Below are 16,486 nucleotides of genomic sequence, written 5' to 3'. Positions count from 1 at the left end.
CAGTGATACGGCAGGGATAGATGAGAGCGGAACAATACGCGGGGATAAGAACGAGCGAGAGGAAAGAAGAAAAACGTGCGGAAAGTGGTTATTTTTTCCGGGGGAAGCATCGATAAAAGGGCTGCCCTGGAGTATCTGAATAAGGAAAAACCGGAGATCTGCATCGCGGCGGACCGTGGCGTACGGTTCTGCTATCAGAACCAGATCACGCCGGATTATATCGTGGGAGACTTTGACAGCCTTTCCGCGGGTGGAACGGCACTGTCATCGAAGGAGAGAGCGGAGGCTTCCCCGGAGCTTGCCGCATTCCGGAGGGCAGGTATCCCGATCGATGAATACCGTCCGGAAAAGGATATGACGGATACCGACATTGCTCTCGAGAAGGCTGTATCCGTCGGCGCGGATGCCGTCTGCTTTTTCGGGGCTACGGGTTCGAGGCTGGATCATGTCTTCAGCAGTGTGTTTGACCTGTATAAGCTCTATGCACAAGGGATTGAGGGCAGTATCATCGACGGAACGAACCGGATCTCCATGCCGGTGGGACGGAAAATCGTGATCCCAAAATCGGAGCAGTACGGAAAGTATGTCTCGGTCTACCCGTTTCGCGGAGAGGCTCACGGGGTCAGCCTCACAGGATTCCGATATCCGCTGAAGGACGCGGACATCATCCAGGGCGACGGAGGGCTTACGACAAGCAATGAGATTGTCGCAGATGAGGGTATCATCGAGTGCAGGGAAGGAATTCTGATCGTCATGGAGACAAGGGACTGATGAGGGATCATACATTCGGACAACACTCAAATGACGGATCCGGTCACAGACGATCTTATCCGCATCTGCGGTTTGCAGGCATACTTGTCAGCCTCTTTGCCGCTATGCTCCTGTTTCTCGCGCTTCCTGCCGCCGGAGCGGAAATTTCCGGTACGGTGAGTACCGCAGGAAAGAGTTCATGGGCGGAAAATACCGAGACAGTGCGTACGGTTAAAACGGATGGCGCGGCTGCGGGGACGGCAGATGAAAACCGCAGAATTGTCTTTGTCGGGGATTCCAGAACGGTCGGCATGTACATCACGCTTTCCGGGTCCGGCTACAGCGAGGACATTAACGCATCTCTGGGAAATGAGATTTATATCGGACGTGTAGCCATGGGTTTTGACTGGTTTGCCGGAACAGGTATGGCAGAGGCAGAGCCCTGGATGGAACAGGGGAATACAGATCTTGTTATCCTCATGGGCTGCAATGATATGGGTTCCCCTGTGAGCAGCGCGAACCGTTATGCGGAATATGTGAATGCGAACGCAGACAGCTGGAGCAGGGACGGCAACCGCGTGTTCTTTGATTCCGTGAATCCGGTCGGCCACCGAAACGGAGGAGCGGAGACGTCCTCATCGGTTTATTCCAATGATGGCACCTGCGCGCCGTTCAATGATACGCTGAGGAACGCGCTGAGTGACAAGGTTACCTGGATCGATTCCTACAGTAGCCTTCTGTCGGGAGGCTACGCCACAGTGGATGGAATTCATTATGACGACGGCACCTATCGGGCCATTCATGATTACATCCGGAATGCGGTGTCGGAGGCGGAAAAGAGAGAATATACGGTTGTCTTTGACGCGGCGGGCGGGACCTGCCCTGTAAAAGAGAAAAAGATCCGGGAGGGAGAATCCCTGACAGATCTGCCGGCACCTGAAAAAAAGGGATATGTTTTTGACGGCTGGTGTCTGAACGGAAGCAGAGTGACGGATCAGACAGAGATGCCGTCTGAGAATATCACCCTTACGGCATCGTGGAAGACATCGGATCACACACCGTATCAGGTGATTTTTCACTGCGGGAGCGAAGCGGATGATGTGGAGACGAGATATGGGACGACCGGGGAAAAAATAACGGTGAATCCGCCGGCAAAAGATGGATACAAGACTCCCGATGCGCAGACCGGCGTCATTTCCGCAGACGGTGCCGCAAAATTTGAGTTCACTTATACTCCGCTGTCGTACAAGCTGACGATTCACGCCGGAAAGGGAGTCAGTCTCAACGGGGAATCGGTTCCGGGAAGTCAAAAATCCGGCGATCGGGAGCGGAGTTTTACGATCCGCTGCACGTTCGGCGATGAGGTCAGTCTTCTCGCGTCGGAGGAGAGGGGATACAAAGATCTGAAAATTACCGGAGATCTGCCGGATGCGCTGCCGGGCAATGAGGCGGATGGCGCTGACTTCCGGATGCCCGATCATGATGTGGAAATCACCATGAGTGCCGAACCCGTCGTCTATCATATCCGGTACACTCCGGGGGTATACAGCATTGCGGGGCTTCCGGAGACGTACACCGTGGAGAATCTGCCGCTCCGGCTGAAAAATCCGGCAATGCCATTCCTGACGTCATTCGGATTCTGGACCGATGAAAATGGACGGGAGGTTCGGACGATTACAGAGGCAGAGAACGGAGATCTCTCGCTCACAGGGGAAGTCTTTGATTATCGGGCTGCCGCTGCAGCAGATGCTGCAGGAATTCTTCTGATGGTCATCCTGGGCGTCCTGATTCAGATGAAAAACCGCAAAAGAGAATGAAAAAGCAGGCTGCTGCACGAAAGTGCGGCAGCCTTTTTTACAGGAACAGTGAGCCGTAGCCGAATGCGAAGTATATTTCAGATGATTGCCAGTTACAACGGATAAACTATGTTGCCAGTCACCAATGATAAAATATAGTTGCCAGTTAGCAATGAAAAAATATGGTTGACATATACCCCGTAAGGGTATATTCTAACAACAGATGAGATACCCGGCCGGGGTATTACGGGAGGCGGTTATGAAAGATTTAGAAGAGAAGAAAACAAAGATACCTGCATGTTGTTCGGATCATGCTTTGGACGGTGAAGACTGGCAGGCGGACAAGGACGCTGAAATGCTCGAAGAAGCAGTTCTTGCGGGAGAAAATACCTGCGGATGTGGATCGGGAAAGCACAAGGCGAGGACGCCGGAGGAGCAGAAGGCTTTGCTGACTCGTCTGAAAAGGGTGGAAGGACAGATTCGTGGTATTGAGAAGATGGTGGAGAATAATGCCTACTGTCCGGACATTTTGATTCAGGTTTCAGCCGCGACAAGTGCGCTGAACAGCTTCAACAAGGTGCTTCTCGGCTGTCATATCCGTGGCTGCGTGGCAAATGATATCCGTCAGGGCAATGATGAGACAATTGATGAGCTGTGCAGTGTGCTTCAGAAGCTTATGAAATAAGTGAAATACGGAAAGGAAAGCGTTTCGGGCGTGAAATGCGGAAAGGGAAGTATTTTGAGAAACGAATACAGAGATGGATGCATTTTGAGTAAGAATTGCGGAAATCGAAGGATTTAACATGAAGAAAGAAGGTCAAAGTCACAATGAATCAGTATATTGTAACAGGTATGACATGTGCTTCATGCCAGGCCCATGTGGAAAAAGCTGTTTCAAAGGTTCCGGGAGTGAAATCGGTATCGGTTTCTCTTCTGACCAATTCGATGGCTGTTGACGGTACAGCCGGACCGGCTGAAATCATAAAAGCGGTGGAGGATGCCGGATACGGTGCCGAGCCGAAGAATGCTGCCGCACAGAAGCAGAGTTCTGCCGCAAAGCTTGCGGCAGAGGAGGACGCACTGAAGGACCGCGAGACGCCGAAGCTTGTCCGTCGGCTGATTCTGTCTGTCGGATTTCTGATCGCGCTGATGTATATCACAATGGGGCACAATATGTGGAACTGGCCGGTACCGGAATTTCTGGTACATAACCACATCGGTCTTGCGATTCTTCAGATGCTGCTTACGATCGTGGTGATGATCATCAACCGGGCATTTTTTATCTCCGGCTTCAAGTCGCTCTTTCACGGCTCTCCCAATATGGATACACTGGTGGCTCTGGGCTCCGGCGTATCCTTCGGCTGGTCCCTGTTCATCCTGTTCCGGATGACATATCTGCTGACAACCGGCACATCGAACATGGACCTGATGCCGCTGTATCATAATCAGCTGTATTTTGAGTCGGCGGCGATGATACCGGCACTGATCACCGTTGGAAAGACACTGGAATCTCTCTCCAAGGGAAGAACGACAGATGCTTTGAAGAATCTGATGAAGATGGCTCCGAAGACGGCGGTTGTGGAGCGGGACGGACAGCAGGTCGAAATATCGATTGATGAGGTGCATCCCGGGGACATTTTTGTTGTGAAACCCGGCGAATCCATTCCGGTTGACGGTGTGATCATCGAAGGCACAACAGCTGTTGATGAATCTGCGCTCACCGGCGAGTCCGTTCCGGTTGATAAGGGAGTAGATGATCCGGTCAGCGCCGCAACGATAAACCGTTCCGGATATATTCGTGCGAGGACGACAAGGATCGGAGAGGACACCACGTTCTCACAGATCATTCAGATGGTCAGCGACGCTGCGTCGACGAAGGCTCCGATTGCCAGAATCGCCGACAGAGTTTCCGGAATTTTTGTGCCGGCGGTTATTCTGATCGCTGTTGCGGTGATGGTGATCTGGCTGCTTCTCGGACAGACACCGGCATTTGCCCTTGAGCGGGCCATCAGCGTTCTCGTCATTTCCTGCCCCTGTGCACTTGGACTTGCCACTCCTGTGGCGATCATGGTCGGAAACGGGATGGGTGCGAGAAACGGAGTGCTGTTTAAGACCTCGGAGGCCCTTGAGAACGCGGGAAGAGTACAGATTGTGGCTCTTGACAAGACCGGAACCATCACCGAAGGCAAACCTGCGGTTACCGATATCATCCCTGCTGACGGAGTCGGTAAGACGGAGTTGATGAGCGTGGCTTACGCGCTCGAGCAGAAGAGTGAGCATCCTCTCGCAAGAGCAATTGTGGCCGAGGGAGAGAAGGAGGGACTGCAGGCGGCTGAAGTGGCAGATTTTGCTGCACTGACCGGAAGCGGTCTGACCGGACGGATAGACGGGCAGGTTCTTCACGGAGGTTCCGGAAACTTTATCTCCACGCTTGCCGCGGTCCCTGAGGATCTGCTGAAAAGGGCAGATTCCCTTGCGAAGGATGGAAAAACCCCGCTTTATTTTGAACGGGAGGGGAAGCTTCTCGGGATTATTGCCGTAGCGGATATTATTAAGGCGGATTCCGCACAGGCCGTACAGGAACTCCGGAATATGGGGATTGAGGTTGTTATGCTTACCGGAGATAATGAAGCGACCGCAAAGTCGATCGGCGCGCAGGCGGGCGTGGACCGTGTGATTGCGGGCGTTCTCCCGGACGGCAAGGAGGCTGTGATCCGCGAGCTCCAGAAGCGCGGCAAGGTGGCAATGGTCGGAGACGGCATCAATGATGCGCCGGCGCTCACAAGAGCAGATACGGGAATCGCGATCGGAGCAGGCACGGACGTCGCTATCGATTCGGCAGATATTGTGCTGATGAATTCCCGTCTGACCGATGTATCCGCGGCGGTTCGTCTGAGCCGCGCGACTCTTCGCAATATTCATGAGAACCTGTTCTGGGCGTTTGCTTATAACGCGCTGCTGATTCCTATGGCGGCGGGACTCTACCCGGGCATAGAGATGAATCCGATGTGGGGAGCGGCTGCCATGTCTCTCTCAAGCTTCACGGTATGCATGAATGCGCTCCGTCTGAATCTGTTCAAGGTGCATAACGTATCCCGCGACAGAGCGATGAAGAAGAGAGCGCTGCCCGAGGCATATACGGCAGGGCCTGCCGAAACATCAGCGACAGGGATGGCTGCGGCTGCCGGTACGGATCTCTGCTGCAATGCAGCTGAAGATAAGAATGATACCAATGAGATGAATAAGGAGGACAAAAGGATGACAGAAACTGTAAAAATTGATGGAATGATGTGCAATCACTGTGAAATGCATGTAAAGAAGGCACTTGAAGCACTCGACGGGGTGGAGAGCGCGGAGGCGTCCCATGAGAAGAAACAGGCCATTCTGAAGCTCAGCCGGGAAGTGCCTGAGGATGAGATCCGGAAAGCTGTCAAGGATGCCGGATACGAATTCGTGGGAATCGAATGAATGAGATGCAATTAGAATCCGGTTCCGGCGTTCAGCCGGAACCATGCGCTGGCGCCCTCTGATTTCTGAAATCGGAGGGCGTCATTCCTGTCATACGACGGAATGCCTTCGAAAAATAAAGCCCATTGTCGTAACCCACGGAAGCTGCAACAGAAGCGATCGTGAGGTTGGTGTCTTTCAGCAGAAGGCAGGCGCGGCGGATGCGGTAGCGGTCCAGGTATTCCTTTGGAGAGATGTTCATGCCCTCCCGGAATTCCCGGAACAGAGTACTCCGGCTTACGCCTACGTAGGATGCAATGTCGCCGATGGTAAGGGAGTAGGAATAACGTGAGGCAATATATTCGATGGCGCGGGAGATATTGTCTTCCGCGGTCGCCGGAAGACGTACCTGACGGGTCGCATTGGAGATCAGAATTCCGAGCAGCAGGTAGAGCTCTCCTGTCATTCGCACAGCGTCGCAGAAAGTATTCCCGAAAGCTTCGTCAATCCGCCGGAGGTGCTTTCTTACCTCAGCTCCGTATGGAAGCTGTCGAAGGACTAGCTGACTGCTGGAAAAATCTGTTCTGCTCACGAGAGCGGCAGCATCTGCACCCGCAAAGCCAACCCATTCATAAGTCCAGGGATCACTTTCGTCTGCCTGATAGAAAATCTCAGTCTCCGGCATGGCCAGAAACATATCTCCGGAATGAAGGCGGAAGGTATGACCGGCGGCGGTGTACGTCCCGGAACCCGAGCTGATGTAATGAATCAGAAAATGATCCCGGACACCGGGACCCCATTTATATCCGGGTGTGCACTTTTGTCTGCCGACGTTATAGACGGACAGAGAAATCATGTTCTGTTTTTCTGATACCTTGTTGCTCTGCTTGAATCCCATGGGAAGCTCGCTCATTTCTTCCGCACCTCTCTTTGGAAAATCATGGAATATGTGGTAAAATGTATCCGGTTCAGATGCGTTTCTTACAGACCGGCTGCAGGATTGCGCGGGAGCAGGCATTGTCATGCAGCTGCCGTGACTGCTGAGTTCAGTATATGCCGGATGAAGCTCTTCTGCAACAAAATTACATATGGATAGTACGAAATGCTATTGTACTGTTATGGGGAATGGTGCACAATAGAGATGGTAGCAGATGGTCATGCCATATAGTGTGTGGCACGACTTATCGTATGGCCGTTTACTGAACAAGCTGCGGATTATACAGGGGAAGGTAAGTATGACAGATCAGAAAGTAATCGAAGAATTGAGAAAAACATTTGAAGAAAAGTTCGGCGGAAGCGGAGAACGGGTATTTTTTGCGCCGGGGCGTGTGAACCTGATCGGGGAGCATATCGATTATAATGGCGGGCACGTATTTCCGTGCGCGCTCACTCTCGGCACCTATGCGGCTGTCCGGAAGAGAGATGACCGGAAGCTGAGGTTTTATTCCGTGAACCTCGCAGAGGACGGCGTGATTGAGGCGGATCTGGACGATCTCACCTACAAAAAGGAAGACGGATGGACGAACTATGCCAAGGGCGTCGTGTGGGCTTACCGTCAGGCGGGTATGGATATACCGACAGGATTTGACTTCGTATGCAGCGGAACCATTCCGCCGAAGTCCGGGCTCTCCTCAAGCGCGTCTCTTGAGGTGCTTACCGGGGAGGCATTGATGCGGCTTTACGGTTTTGAGGAGGATCAGATCCGGAACGCAAAGCTCGGGCAGATCGCCGAGAATCGCTTTGTCGGAATGAACTGCGGGATCATGGATCAGTTCGCTTCCGCTATGGGACGGAAGGATATGGCTATTTTCCTGAATGCGGCGACGCTGGAATATCAGTACGCGCCCCTTCCGATCGGCGATGCGAAGCTTGTGATTGTGAATACGAATAAGCCGCATGAGCTGGCAAATTCCGCGTACAACGACCGCCGCCGGGAGTGTGAAACCGCGCTGGAGGATCTGCAGAAGGTTCGCCCGGAACTCAAGGCACTTTGTGAGCTCAAGCCCGCAGAGTTTGAAGAGCTGAGCAGCACGATTGCGGATCCTGTGTGCAGGAAACGTGCGAAACACGCGGTCTATGAAGACGCCCGCACCACGGAGGCGGTGGAAAAGCTCAATCAGGGAGACATTCAGGCTTTCGGAAAGCTGATGAATGCATCTCATGTCTCTCTCCGGGATGATTTCGAGGTTTCCTGCAGAGAGCTGGACGTGCTGGCGGAAGAAGCCTGGAAGATTCCGGGGGTGATTGGCGCCCGGATGACCGGAGGCGGATTCGGCGGATGTACGGTTAATATTGTGAAGGATGATGCCATTGATACATTTGTCGATCAGGTCGGCAGAAATTATACGGACAGAACCGGTCTTGTGCCGTCCTTCTATATTGTATCCATCGGAGATGGCCCGTCGGAGATATGCTGAAATCAGGAGCAGCGTGGCTCGGAAGCGTCGGAGCATAGAGATGCCGTTGCAGAGGGAAAGCACCGTTTTGAGACGCCGCAGCAGAGGAACCGCGCAGGGCAGAGATTGCCTGCTGCAGAAAGAACACAGAATTGAGACAGCACAGGATGGTGACCGCGCAGCACAGACAAAGTGCGGGATACAGATTTCGAAGAAACAGACTTCGAAGAATGAAAATGAGACAGAATCAGGAGATCGCGTGACCCGCGGGCGGGTTGCGTCATGCATCATCTTCAGGATGACAGGAAGGAGAAAGCAATGCAGATTTTAGTTACAGGCGGAACTGGATTTATCGGAAGTCATACCTGTGTGGAGCTTCTGAACGCAGGCTATGATGTGGTGATTGCAGACAATCTTTACAATTCAAAGGAACTTGTGGTGGACCGGATTGAGACAATCACCGGAAAAAGACCGAAGTTCTACAAGATTGACATATGTGACCGCAAGGCACTGGATGCTCTGTTTGACGCTGAGAAGATTGATGCGGTAATTCATTTTGCCGGTTACAAGGCGGTCGGAGAGTCCACGAGAAAACCGATTGAATATTATACAAACAATCTGCTGAGTACGCTTACGCTTACCGATGTTATGAGAAATCACGGCTGCAAACAGTTTGTTTTCTCATCCTCCGCCACGGTGTACGGAGACCCGGCCGAAATTCCGATCACGGAGAAGTGCCCGCTCGGTACTACGACGAATCCGTACGGAGAGACGAAAGCTATGCAGGAGAGAATCCTGACCGATATCTGGAAGGCGGATCACAGCTGGAAGATCATGCTGCTTCGTTATTTCAATCCGATCGGCGCACACGAAAGCGGTCTTATCGGAGAGGATCCGAAGGGAATTCCGAACAACCTTCTGCCCTATGTCGCACAGGTCGCTTCGGGAAAGCTTGAGAAGGTTCATGTCTTCGGCAACGATTACGATACACCGGATGGTACCGGCGTTCGTGATTATATCCATGTCGTAGATCTGGCGAAGGGACATGTGAAGGCTATCGAAGGATTCCAGAAGCTTGATGATGTTCAGATCTTCAATCTTGGTACCGGTGTGGGGTATTCTGTTCTCGACATCATCAAAGCGTTTTCCAAGGCCTGCGACAAGGAAATCCCGTATGTCATTGATCCGAGACGTCCCGGAGATATCGCGACCTGTTATTCGGATCCGACAAAGGCAAAGGAAATTCTCGGATGGACAGCCGAGAAGAACATTGAGGATATGTGCCGGGATTCCTGGAACTGGCAGGTGAAAAATCCCGACGGATATGGAGAATAAGATCGCAGACAGTGATTCTGACGCAAATTCAGCGGAGAAGAAAACAGGGATACAATCTGTTGACGACGGAAGCCTCTGCAGGAGATGATAATCATCTACTTGAGCAGGTCTGCTGGACGTTCCCTAGCGCAAAGCTGAAATCCGTATTTGCGGATATCAGAAATGTCATCAATAAAGAGGTGGATGATTATTTTCAGATCATGCTGCGCTTTGATAAAATAAAAGTTACTGATGGCAGCAGGTGACATGATCTGCCATTCAATATGTATACCAAAACCCCGGCGGATCAATTCGCCGGGATTTTTGTACTGTATAAGTCCAGTCGCAATGTTCTTGGCCCACGGGGAGCTTGCTCACCTGTGGACAAGAACATTAGCGACGACAACAGGTATGAGCACGAAGTGACGCGGGGACTTATACAGTTTGTGGCACGAAGTATCATATGAGTGTGTACTGTATAAGTCCAGTCGCAATGTATCGTATTGGGGTTACTCAATATGGTATAATAAAAAAGGCGTGGATTTTGTTTTACTCTTTTTAATGAGAGGAAAGGAGAGCGGTATGTGGCTATTTTTTGCAATTGGTTCGTCGATCTTCGCGGCATTGACCTCAATACTTGCCAAGGTCGGTATTGAGGGCGTGAATTCAACGCTGGCTACGGCAATTCGAACGGTTGTGGTCGTCATCATGTCCTGGGGAATGGTTTTTCTGACAAATGTGCAGGGTGGTGTCGCCTCCATCAGCAGAAGAAGCTGGATCTTTCTGATTCTGTCCGGTCTTGCGACAGGAGCATCCTGGCTGTGCTATTACAGAGCGCTCCAGATCGGAGATGCTTCAAAGGTAGTACCGGTTGATAAGCTGAGCGTTGTGATCACCCTTGTCATGGCGTTTCTGTTTCTTCACGAGCAGGTTACCGTGAAATCTGTGATCGGATGCGTGCTGATCGGCGCCGGCACACTGCTCATGGTCATCGCATAAACAGAAGACAGGAGGAGAATGACAGCCAGAGGTTTGCATCAGAAGGAGGAGGAAATGAGAAAATATCTTGTAATCGGTGCGGGAGGCACCGGAGGCGCACTGGGCGCGTATCTGGCTCGCGGAGGAATGGATGTGACCTTCATTGCCAGAGGCGCACATCTGCGAGCAATGAAGGATAATGGCCTTCGTGTGATACGGACGGACGACGAATTCACACTGAAACCGGTAAAGGCCTGCACAATGGAGGAGTATACGGATCATCCGGACGTGATTTTTGTCTGTGTGAAGGGATATTCTCTGGAATCTCTGTATCCGTTTCTGCGGAGAATTGCCGGCAAGGACAGTATCGTCATCCCGATCCTGAATATCTATGGAATCGGGGCAGTCATGCAGAAGCAGCTTCCCGGCATTCTGGTAACGGATGGCTGTATTTATGTCGCCTCCCAGCTTCGCAGTCCGGGTGTAATACTGATGAGCGGTGATATCCTGCGGGTTGTCTTTGGTGTGCGGGATTCCTCGGAATTCCGTCCGGCTCTTCGTGAGATAGAAAAAGATCTTGCAAAATGCGGAATCGGCGGCGGACTCAGCGACAACATCCAAAGAGACGCGCTGCTGAAGTTTTCCTATGTCTCACCGCAGGGAGCATGCGGCCTTTATTTCGGAGTCAGCGCAGGGGCGATGCAGAAAGAGGGGATATATCGTAACTTCTTCTGTGAGCTTGTCCGCGAAATCGGAAGAATCGCGGAAAAAGAGGGAATTGTCTTTACGGAAGACATTGTGAAAAGAAATCTGCATATTCTGGACAGTCTGAAACCGGATATGACAACATCGCTTCAGAAAGATGTCGCCTGCGGAAAGGCTTCCGAAATTGACGGATTGATCTTTGAGGTCGTCCGGAACGCCCGTCGCCTCAAGGTGGACGCTCCGGCATATGAAAAAGTGGCGGAAAAACTATCCGGCGCCGCCACATGAAGAAGCGCTGGAGAGGTTTTCCGGCGGCAGTATATGAAGCAGTGGCGGAAAGGCTGTCCGGCGCCGGCTTATGAAGAGGTGGCAGAAAAGCTTTCCGGCGACATCAGCGGGTGAGATTGCGCAGCCAGCGGTATTTGTGAAAGTGGTGAATGACCCATGGAATTTTTCCAACCTCATCGAGGCAGGTGCAGGCGTAGACCAGAAGAACCGGCCAGTGAAACAGGAAGGCTCCGCATAGCGCGACCGGAATGGCAATTCCCCACATGACGACAATGAGGGAGTAGACATCGAATTTCGTATCTCCTCCCGCGTCGAAGATACCATTGATTACGACCGTGTTCACACATCGGCCGATCATATAAAATGAGGTAATAGCAAGCATGCCGGCACATAATGTTCTTGCATTGGGAGTCAGCCGGTAGAAAAGCAATACCGGATGAATCACTGCAAGAACGACCGCGGTCGTGATAAATCCAATGAGGAAGGAAAGCTTCATCAGTCGTTGTCCATAGATTTTCGCCATGTCCAGATTCCCCTGACCGAGTTGATTCCCGAGAAGGATGGATCCGGCATTCGCGATACCGTTGCACATACAGCAGGTAAGATCCCGTACCACGGCGGCAACGGAGTTGGCGGCAGCGGCATCCTGACCGAGATGCCCCATGATGGCGGAATAGGAGGTAAAACCGATTCCCCACAGAAGAGAGGCTCCGAGAAGCGGCAGACTGATTTTCCGGAAATCCGATCCCAGCAGGCGGTTGCGGTGAAAAAGCCTCGTAAGATCCGGGCGGACAAAGCCCTTCTGAAGAGAGGACCCCGCAGCCCATGCCAGCTCGACGATTCTGGAGATCAGCGTGGCGAGCGCGGCTCCCTTTGCGCCCATCTCCGGGAAGCCGATCAGGCCGAAGATGAATATCGTGTTCAAGACAATATTCAGGATAACGGCACTTGATGAGATGAGCGCTGTCCGGTTCGCGTGGCCTGTGAGCTTCATGATGGTCAGGTAGCACTGCGAGATACCGGTCAGCAGGTAAGACCAGCCGGCGATCCTGAGATAGGAGACACCGATCTCCGAAAGTGTCGGGTCGTTGGTGAAAAAGGACATCAGAAGACCCGGGGTCAGGATGCAGAGTAGTCCGAACAGAAGATCAATCAGAAAAGAAAGACGAAGCATGAGATTGAAGATATCGTGCAGACTCCGCAGGTCCTGTTTGCCCCAGTACTGGGAACCGAGAATGGACCCTGCCGAGACCACGGAGCTCAGAAACATGTTCATTACGAACTGAATCTGCGTTGCAAGCGATACCGCTGCCATGGAGTTCTGATTCAGCCTGCCCAGCATAATGGCGTCCGCAGCCGCAACCGCTGCCAGCATAAGGCTCTGCAGAGCAATCGGGACAGCGAGAGACACCAGCTTCCGGTTAAATAACGGGTCAGAGAACAGACCCTCTTTCATCGACGGCGATGGCATTTCATATTACCTCTTTATCTTTCTCAGTCTTTTTCCGGTTCTTTTCTTCCGTTCTTTTTTCCTCAGTTTTTCCCCGGTTCTTCGCTGCACAGCTCGCGTTCATCAGAAACGCAGAACAAAATTCGTCCGGCCCCTGGCGCACCTGGCGTCTGGTCCGGACGAATCAGAATTTACGCGAACAGTGAGCCGCAGCCGAATGCGAAGTATTCGTGTGCGGCGAGCATCGCGATAGCGAGATAAAACACGCGCAGCGTGTTTTATCTCGTTCTGTGACTTATGCCCCGGTTCAGTGATTGACCCGGGATTCTATGCTTTATGCCCCGGTTCAGTGATTAACCCGGGATTCTATGCTTTATGCCCCGGTTCAGTGATTAACCTGGGATTCTATGTAATGTCCCGTGGTTCAGTGATTGATCCAGGCTTCCCAGTCACCGATTATGGCATCATCATCAAAATAATTGATCCGCATCGCGTCGCGAACCTCTTCGAGTGTCCGGTTTGTCTCTTTCGCGGCATGCTCCGTTCCTTTCCGGAGTATGTTGTACACCTCGGGAATATCGGCTGCCCATTTGGCCCTTTCCGCGCGGATCGGTGTGAGCATTTCTTCCAGTACCTTGATCAGGAACTTCTTGCATTTCACGTCACCGAGGCCGCCTCTTCTGTAATGATCTTTCATCTCTTCCAGATTTGCGTACTCCGGAAGGTATTCGGCAAACTGCTCATCTGTGCAGAATGCGTCCAGATAGGTAAACACAGCGTTGCCCTCTACATGTCCGGGATCGGCGATGTTCAGGTGCTGCGGGTCGGTATACATCCCCATGACCTTTGTCTTGACCGTCTTCGGATCATCAGACAGATAGATGCAGTTACCGAGCGATTTCGACATTTTGGCGGTGCCGTCGGTACCGGGAAGCCGTCTCTGGGTTTCATTTTCCGGCAGAAGAATGTCAGGCTCCACCAGAACATCCCGGCTGTATGTTGTATTGAACTTGCGGACAATCTCGCGTGTCTGCTCCAGCATCGGCTCCTGGTCTTCTCCGGCAGGAACAGTGGTTGCCTTGAAGGCAGTGATGTCCGCGGCCTGAGATACAGGATAGGTGAAGAAGCCGGCGGGAAGTCCCGCCTCATTGTTGTTCACGCCTTCGGAACTGGAGAAGCCTCTCAGGGTCATTTCGTTCTTTACCGTGGGATTGCGGCTCAGTCTCTGGGTGGTTACAAGATTCATGTAGTAGAAAGTCAGCGCATGGAGAGCCGGGATACCGGACTGAATGCAGATGGTGGATTTTTCGGGATCAATGCCGACGGACAGATAGTCCAGAGCAACCTCAATGATGTTGTCGCGGATCTTCTGTGGGTTGTTCCAGTTGTCGGTGAGTGCCTGATCATCGGCGATCAGAATATTAATTTCATCAAACTTCCCGGAGTTCTGCAACTGTACCCTTCTCTTCAGTGACCCCACGTAATGACCGAGATGAAGACGGCCTGTCGGGCGATCTCCGGTCAGAATTACTTTCCTTTTACAGTCTTTTGCTTCCATACTTCCTCCCATATATTTATCAGAAAAATTTTAAATTGCAAAATAAAGTGCAGTCTGAAACGCAATCCGAAATGCAGGCTGAAATACAGTCCGAAATGCGGTCCGAAATACAGTCCGAAATGCAGACTGAAATACAGCCTAAAATGCAGGCTGAAATACAGTCGGAATTGCAGACTGGATTGCACTGCGCAGACCCGGGCAACCTTCTTGCCCGACTTATACAACTATAGCATAAAAAAAGGAAATTTGAAATGAATTGTTCGTTCCGGAGGCGATCAGGCGAAATCCGGACAGCGTTCCGGTTCTGGTCAACAGGCAGAGGAGAATTCACAGGGGATTTGCTTGTGGGTGATTTTGTTTTTGCGATTCTGTTTTATTTTTTTAAAGTTGATGAATTCCGGTCTGTTCTGTGGTAGTATTGAAAAGAATTTGTCCGGCTTTTGTCTGGATGAAGCAGATGATACAGAGAAATGCATACGGAGAGATGCTTACCGCGAGCTGCATACAAACCGTTGGATGAGGAGAGATGCTTACCGCGAGTTGCACATAAACCGTTGCGTACGGAAAGTGATTGAGGGGGAATTGTTATCGTGGAGAGCAGGTTATATATCGAAAAGGAATTCTCGGAACAGGGAGTCGATTGCTATAAGCTGAAGGGCAAGGATTATCTGAATCATTATTACATTGTCTCAGAGTCGGAGACCAGGAAGCTGATGAATACGCCGGAGATTGTCGGCTATGAGGTATACAGGTGCATGCTCCCTGCCACATCACAGATGATGTATTATTTCAAAGAAAACGGGAAGGTTTCCTGCGCGAATATATTATCGATTCTGCGGGGAGCCTTGAATTACCCGCTTGAAGAGGCATGCTATCGGGAACATGTGAGGATTCATGACATCAGCTTTTTGTCGAGTGAGCGTGTCTTCAATGAAGAAGAGCTTGCCGGCCTGAAGATCAAGTATTCAAAGCTGACCATGGTGCCGGACAGCACACTGCTGATCGGAGATATCATAGCTTCAGGGGAGACGCTGATTCAGTGCCTGGAATATGTGACGGATTTTTACAGGGCGAGCGGCGCGGCACTTCGAAATATCATCATCTTTACGATTGGTGGAACGAAGGCTGTCGAAATTCTTGAAAGGCTCACGGAGAAATTCCGGGAGTTCTGGCCTGCGTTCGAGGGGTTCTACTGCGTCTTCTACGAGGGAATCTTCAGCACCTATCAGGACAGAGGCGTATCCGGAGTCAATATCCCTGATGTTGATTTCTACTGGAAGGACGGCATTATTTCGCCGGAATTCCGCAGGGTGACGCTTTCCATGCGGGACCCCCTTTTTGAAAAATGTATCATCTACGATGGAGGAGCCCGCCGTTACGAGATTCATGAGCACGTGGACGAGGTGCTCGGCTTCTGGAGAGATATTCGGGATCGGGCAGATCGGATTCAGATGAAGGATCTTCTTGAGGAGAAGCTGGGACACGGGACACCGATCACTTATGAGGACTGGGTTCTGGACTGTCACTACGGGCACCTGAATCCGAGCGTGACACATTGGCTCTACCAGCAGGAACTGGGGTATATAGAGAGCCTGAAGAGGACAGATCTCAGGGAAATCGCAGATGAGAGAATCCGCGATTTTACAGATTCCTTAAGAAAATACATTCTGTAGGCGTTGCGGGAAATCATTTAACACGCCGTAAGCAAGAAATCCCCCACCTCTATATGTGGCGGGATGAATTGCATAAACACGGCTTATACGGGATGAATTGCATAAACACGGCGTTTTTGACTTTGGTGTCT

General features: G+C 51.6%; 13 protein-coding genes. 10 read left to right on the top strand and 3 right to left on the bottom strand.

Annotated features, from left to right (window positions below; all coding sequences use genetic code 11):
- Positions 1-75 precede the first annotated feature (75 nt).
- From ACTQZS_RS04045 to ACTQZS_RS04030, 4 genes are all read left to right on the top strand, one after another.
- Complete coding sequence (locus ACTQZS_RS04045) at positions 76-771, top strand: thiamine diphosphokinase (RefSeq protein WP_441474703.1); 696 nt, start codon at positions 76-78, stop codon at positions 769-771.
- A complete protein-coding gene (locus ACTQZS_RS04040; RefSeq protein ID WP_441474702.1) occupies positions 771-2,567 on the top strand; it encodes an InlB B-repeat-containing protein in 1,797 nt (598 codons plus the stop codon). The genes ACTQZS_RS04045 and ACTQZS_RS04040 overlap by 1 nt, the downstream gene beginning before the upstream one ends.
- A 334-nt stretch (positions 2,568-2,901) precedes the next feature.
- Complete coding sequence (locus tag ACTQZS_RS04035; RefSeq protein WP_441474748.1) at positions 2,902-3,231, top strand: metal-sensing transcriptional repressor; 330 nt, start codon at positions 2,902-2,904, stop codon at positions 3,229-3,231.
- 143 nt (positions 3,232-3,374) lie between these two features.
- Entirely contained in the window at positions 3,375-6,014 is a 2,640-nt protein-coding gene (locus tag ACTQZS_RS04030) for a heavy metal translocating P-type ATPase (protein WP_441474701.1), read from the top strand.
- Positions 6,015-6,045: 31 nt separating this feature from the next.
- On the opposite strand, the gene ACTQZS_RS04025 is transcribed toward ACTQZS_RS04030, so the two are convergent.
- Positions 6,046-6,906: an AraC family transcriptional regulator gene (locus ACTQZS_RS04025; protein ID WP_441474700.1), complete on the bottom strand. Its 861-nt coding sequence runs from the start codon at positions 6,904-6,906 to the stop codon at positions 6,046-6,048.
- Between the two features lie 322 nt (positions 6,907-7,228).
- Between ACTQZS_RS04025 and ACTQZS_RS04020 the strand changes: the two genes are divergently transcribed.
- The 5 genes from ACTQZS_RS04020 to ACTQZS_RS04000 all read left to right on the top strand — a co-directional run bounded on the left by ACTQZS_RS04020 (position 7,229) and on the right by ACTQZS_RS04000 (position 11,674).
- Positions 7,229-8,410, top strand: a complete 1,182-nt coding sequence (locus ACTQZS_RS04020) for a galactokinase (RefSeq protein WP_441474699.1) — start codon at positions 7,229-7,231, stop codon at positions 8,408-8,410.
- A 297-nt stretch (positions 8,411-8,707) separates the two neighbouring features.
- Positions 8,708-9,724, top strand: a complete 1,017-nt coding sequence (galE, locus tag ACTQZS_RS04015; protein WP_441474698.1) for a UDP-glucose 4-epimerase GalE — start codon at positions 8,708-8,710, stop codon at positions 9,722-9,724.
- A gap of 11 nt (positions 9,725-9,735) precedes the next feature.
- Positions 9,736-9,969: a hypothetical protein gene (locus ACTQZS_RS04010; RefSeq protein WP_441474697.1), complete on the top strand. Its 234-nt coding sequence runs from the start codon at positions 9,736-9,738 to the stop codon at positions 9,967-9,969.
- Between the two features lie 316 nt (positions 9,970-10,285).
- Positions 10,286-10,702 carry an EamA family transporter gene (locus ACTQZS_RS04005; RefSeq protein ID WP_441474696.1) on the top strand — a complete coding sequence of 139 codons (417 nt, stop codon included), beginning with the start codon at positions 10,286-10,288 and terminating at the stop codon, positions 10,700-10,702.
- Between the two features lie 54 nt (positions 10,703-10,756).
- Positions 10,757-11,674, top strand: a complete 918-nt coding sequence (locus ACTQZS_RS04000) for a ketopantoate reductase family protein (RefSeq protein ID WP_441474695.1) — start codon at positions 10,757-10,759, stop codon at positions 11,672-11,674.
- A gap of 103 nt (positions 11,675-11,777) precedes the next feature.
- Here ACTQZS_RS04000 and ACTQZS_RS03995 read toward each other — a convergent pair whose 3' ends face one another.
- Positions 11,778-13,145, bottom strand: coding sequence for an MATE family efflux transporter (locus ACTQZS_RS03995; protein WP_441474694.1), 1,368 nt, complete (start codon positions 13,143-13,145; stop codon positions 11,778-11,780).
- Positions 13,146-13,548: 403 nt separating this feature from the next.
- Positions 13,549-14,682, bottom strand: a complete 1,134-nt coding sequence (gene trpS, locus ACTQZS_RS03990; protein WP_441474693.1) for a tryptophan--tRNA ligase — start codon at positions 14,680-14,682, stop codon at positions 13,549-13,551.
- 590 nt (positions 14,683-15,272) lie between these two features.
- On the opposite strand from trpS, the gene ACTQZS_RS03985 reads away from it, so the two are divergent.
- Positions 15,273-16,355, top strand: coding sequence for a hypothetical protein (locus tag ACTQZS_RS03985; RefSeq protein WP_441474692.1), 1,083 nt, complete (start codon positions 15,273-15,275; stop codon positions 16,353-16,355).
- Positions 16,356-16,486 lie beyond the last annotated feature (131 nt).

Origin of the sequence: Bilifractor sp. LCP19S3_H10 (assembly GCF_052119185.1) — a bacterium.
Lineage (GTDB): Bacteria > Bacillota > Clostridia > Lachnospirales > Lachnospiraceae > Bilifractor.
The sequence above is the reverse complement of the archived record's forward strand: the minus strand, read 5'-3'. Positions and strand labels throughout refer to the sequence as shown.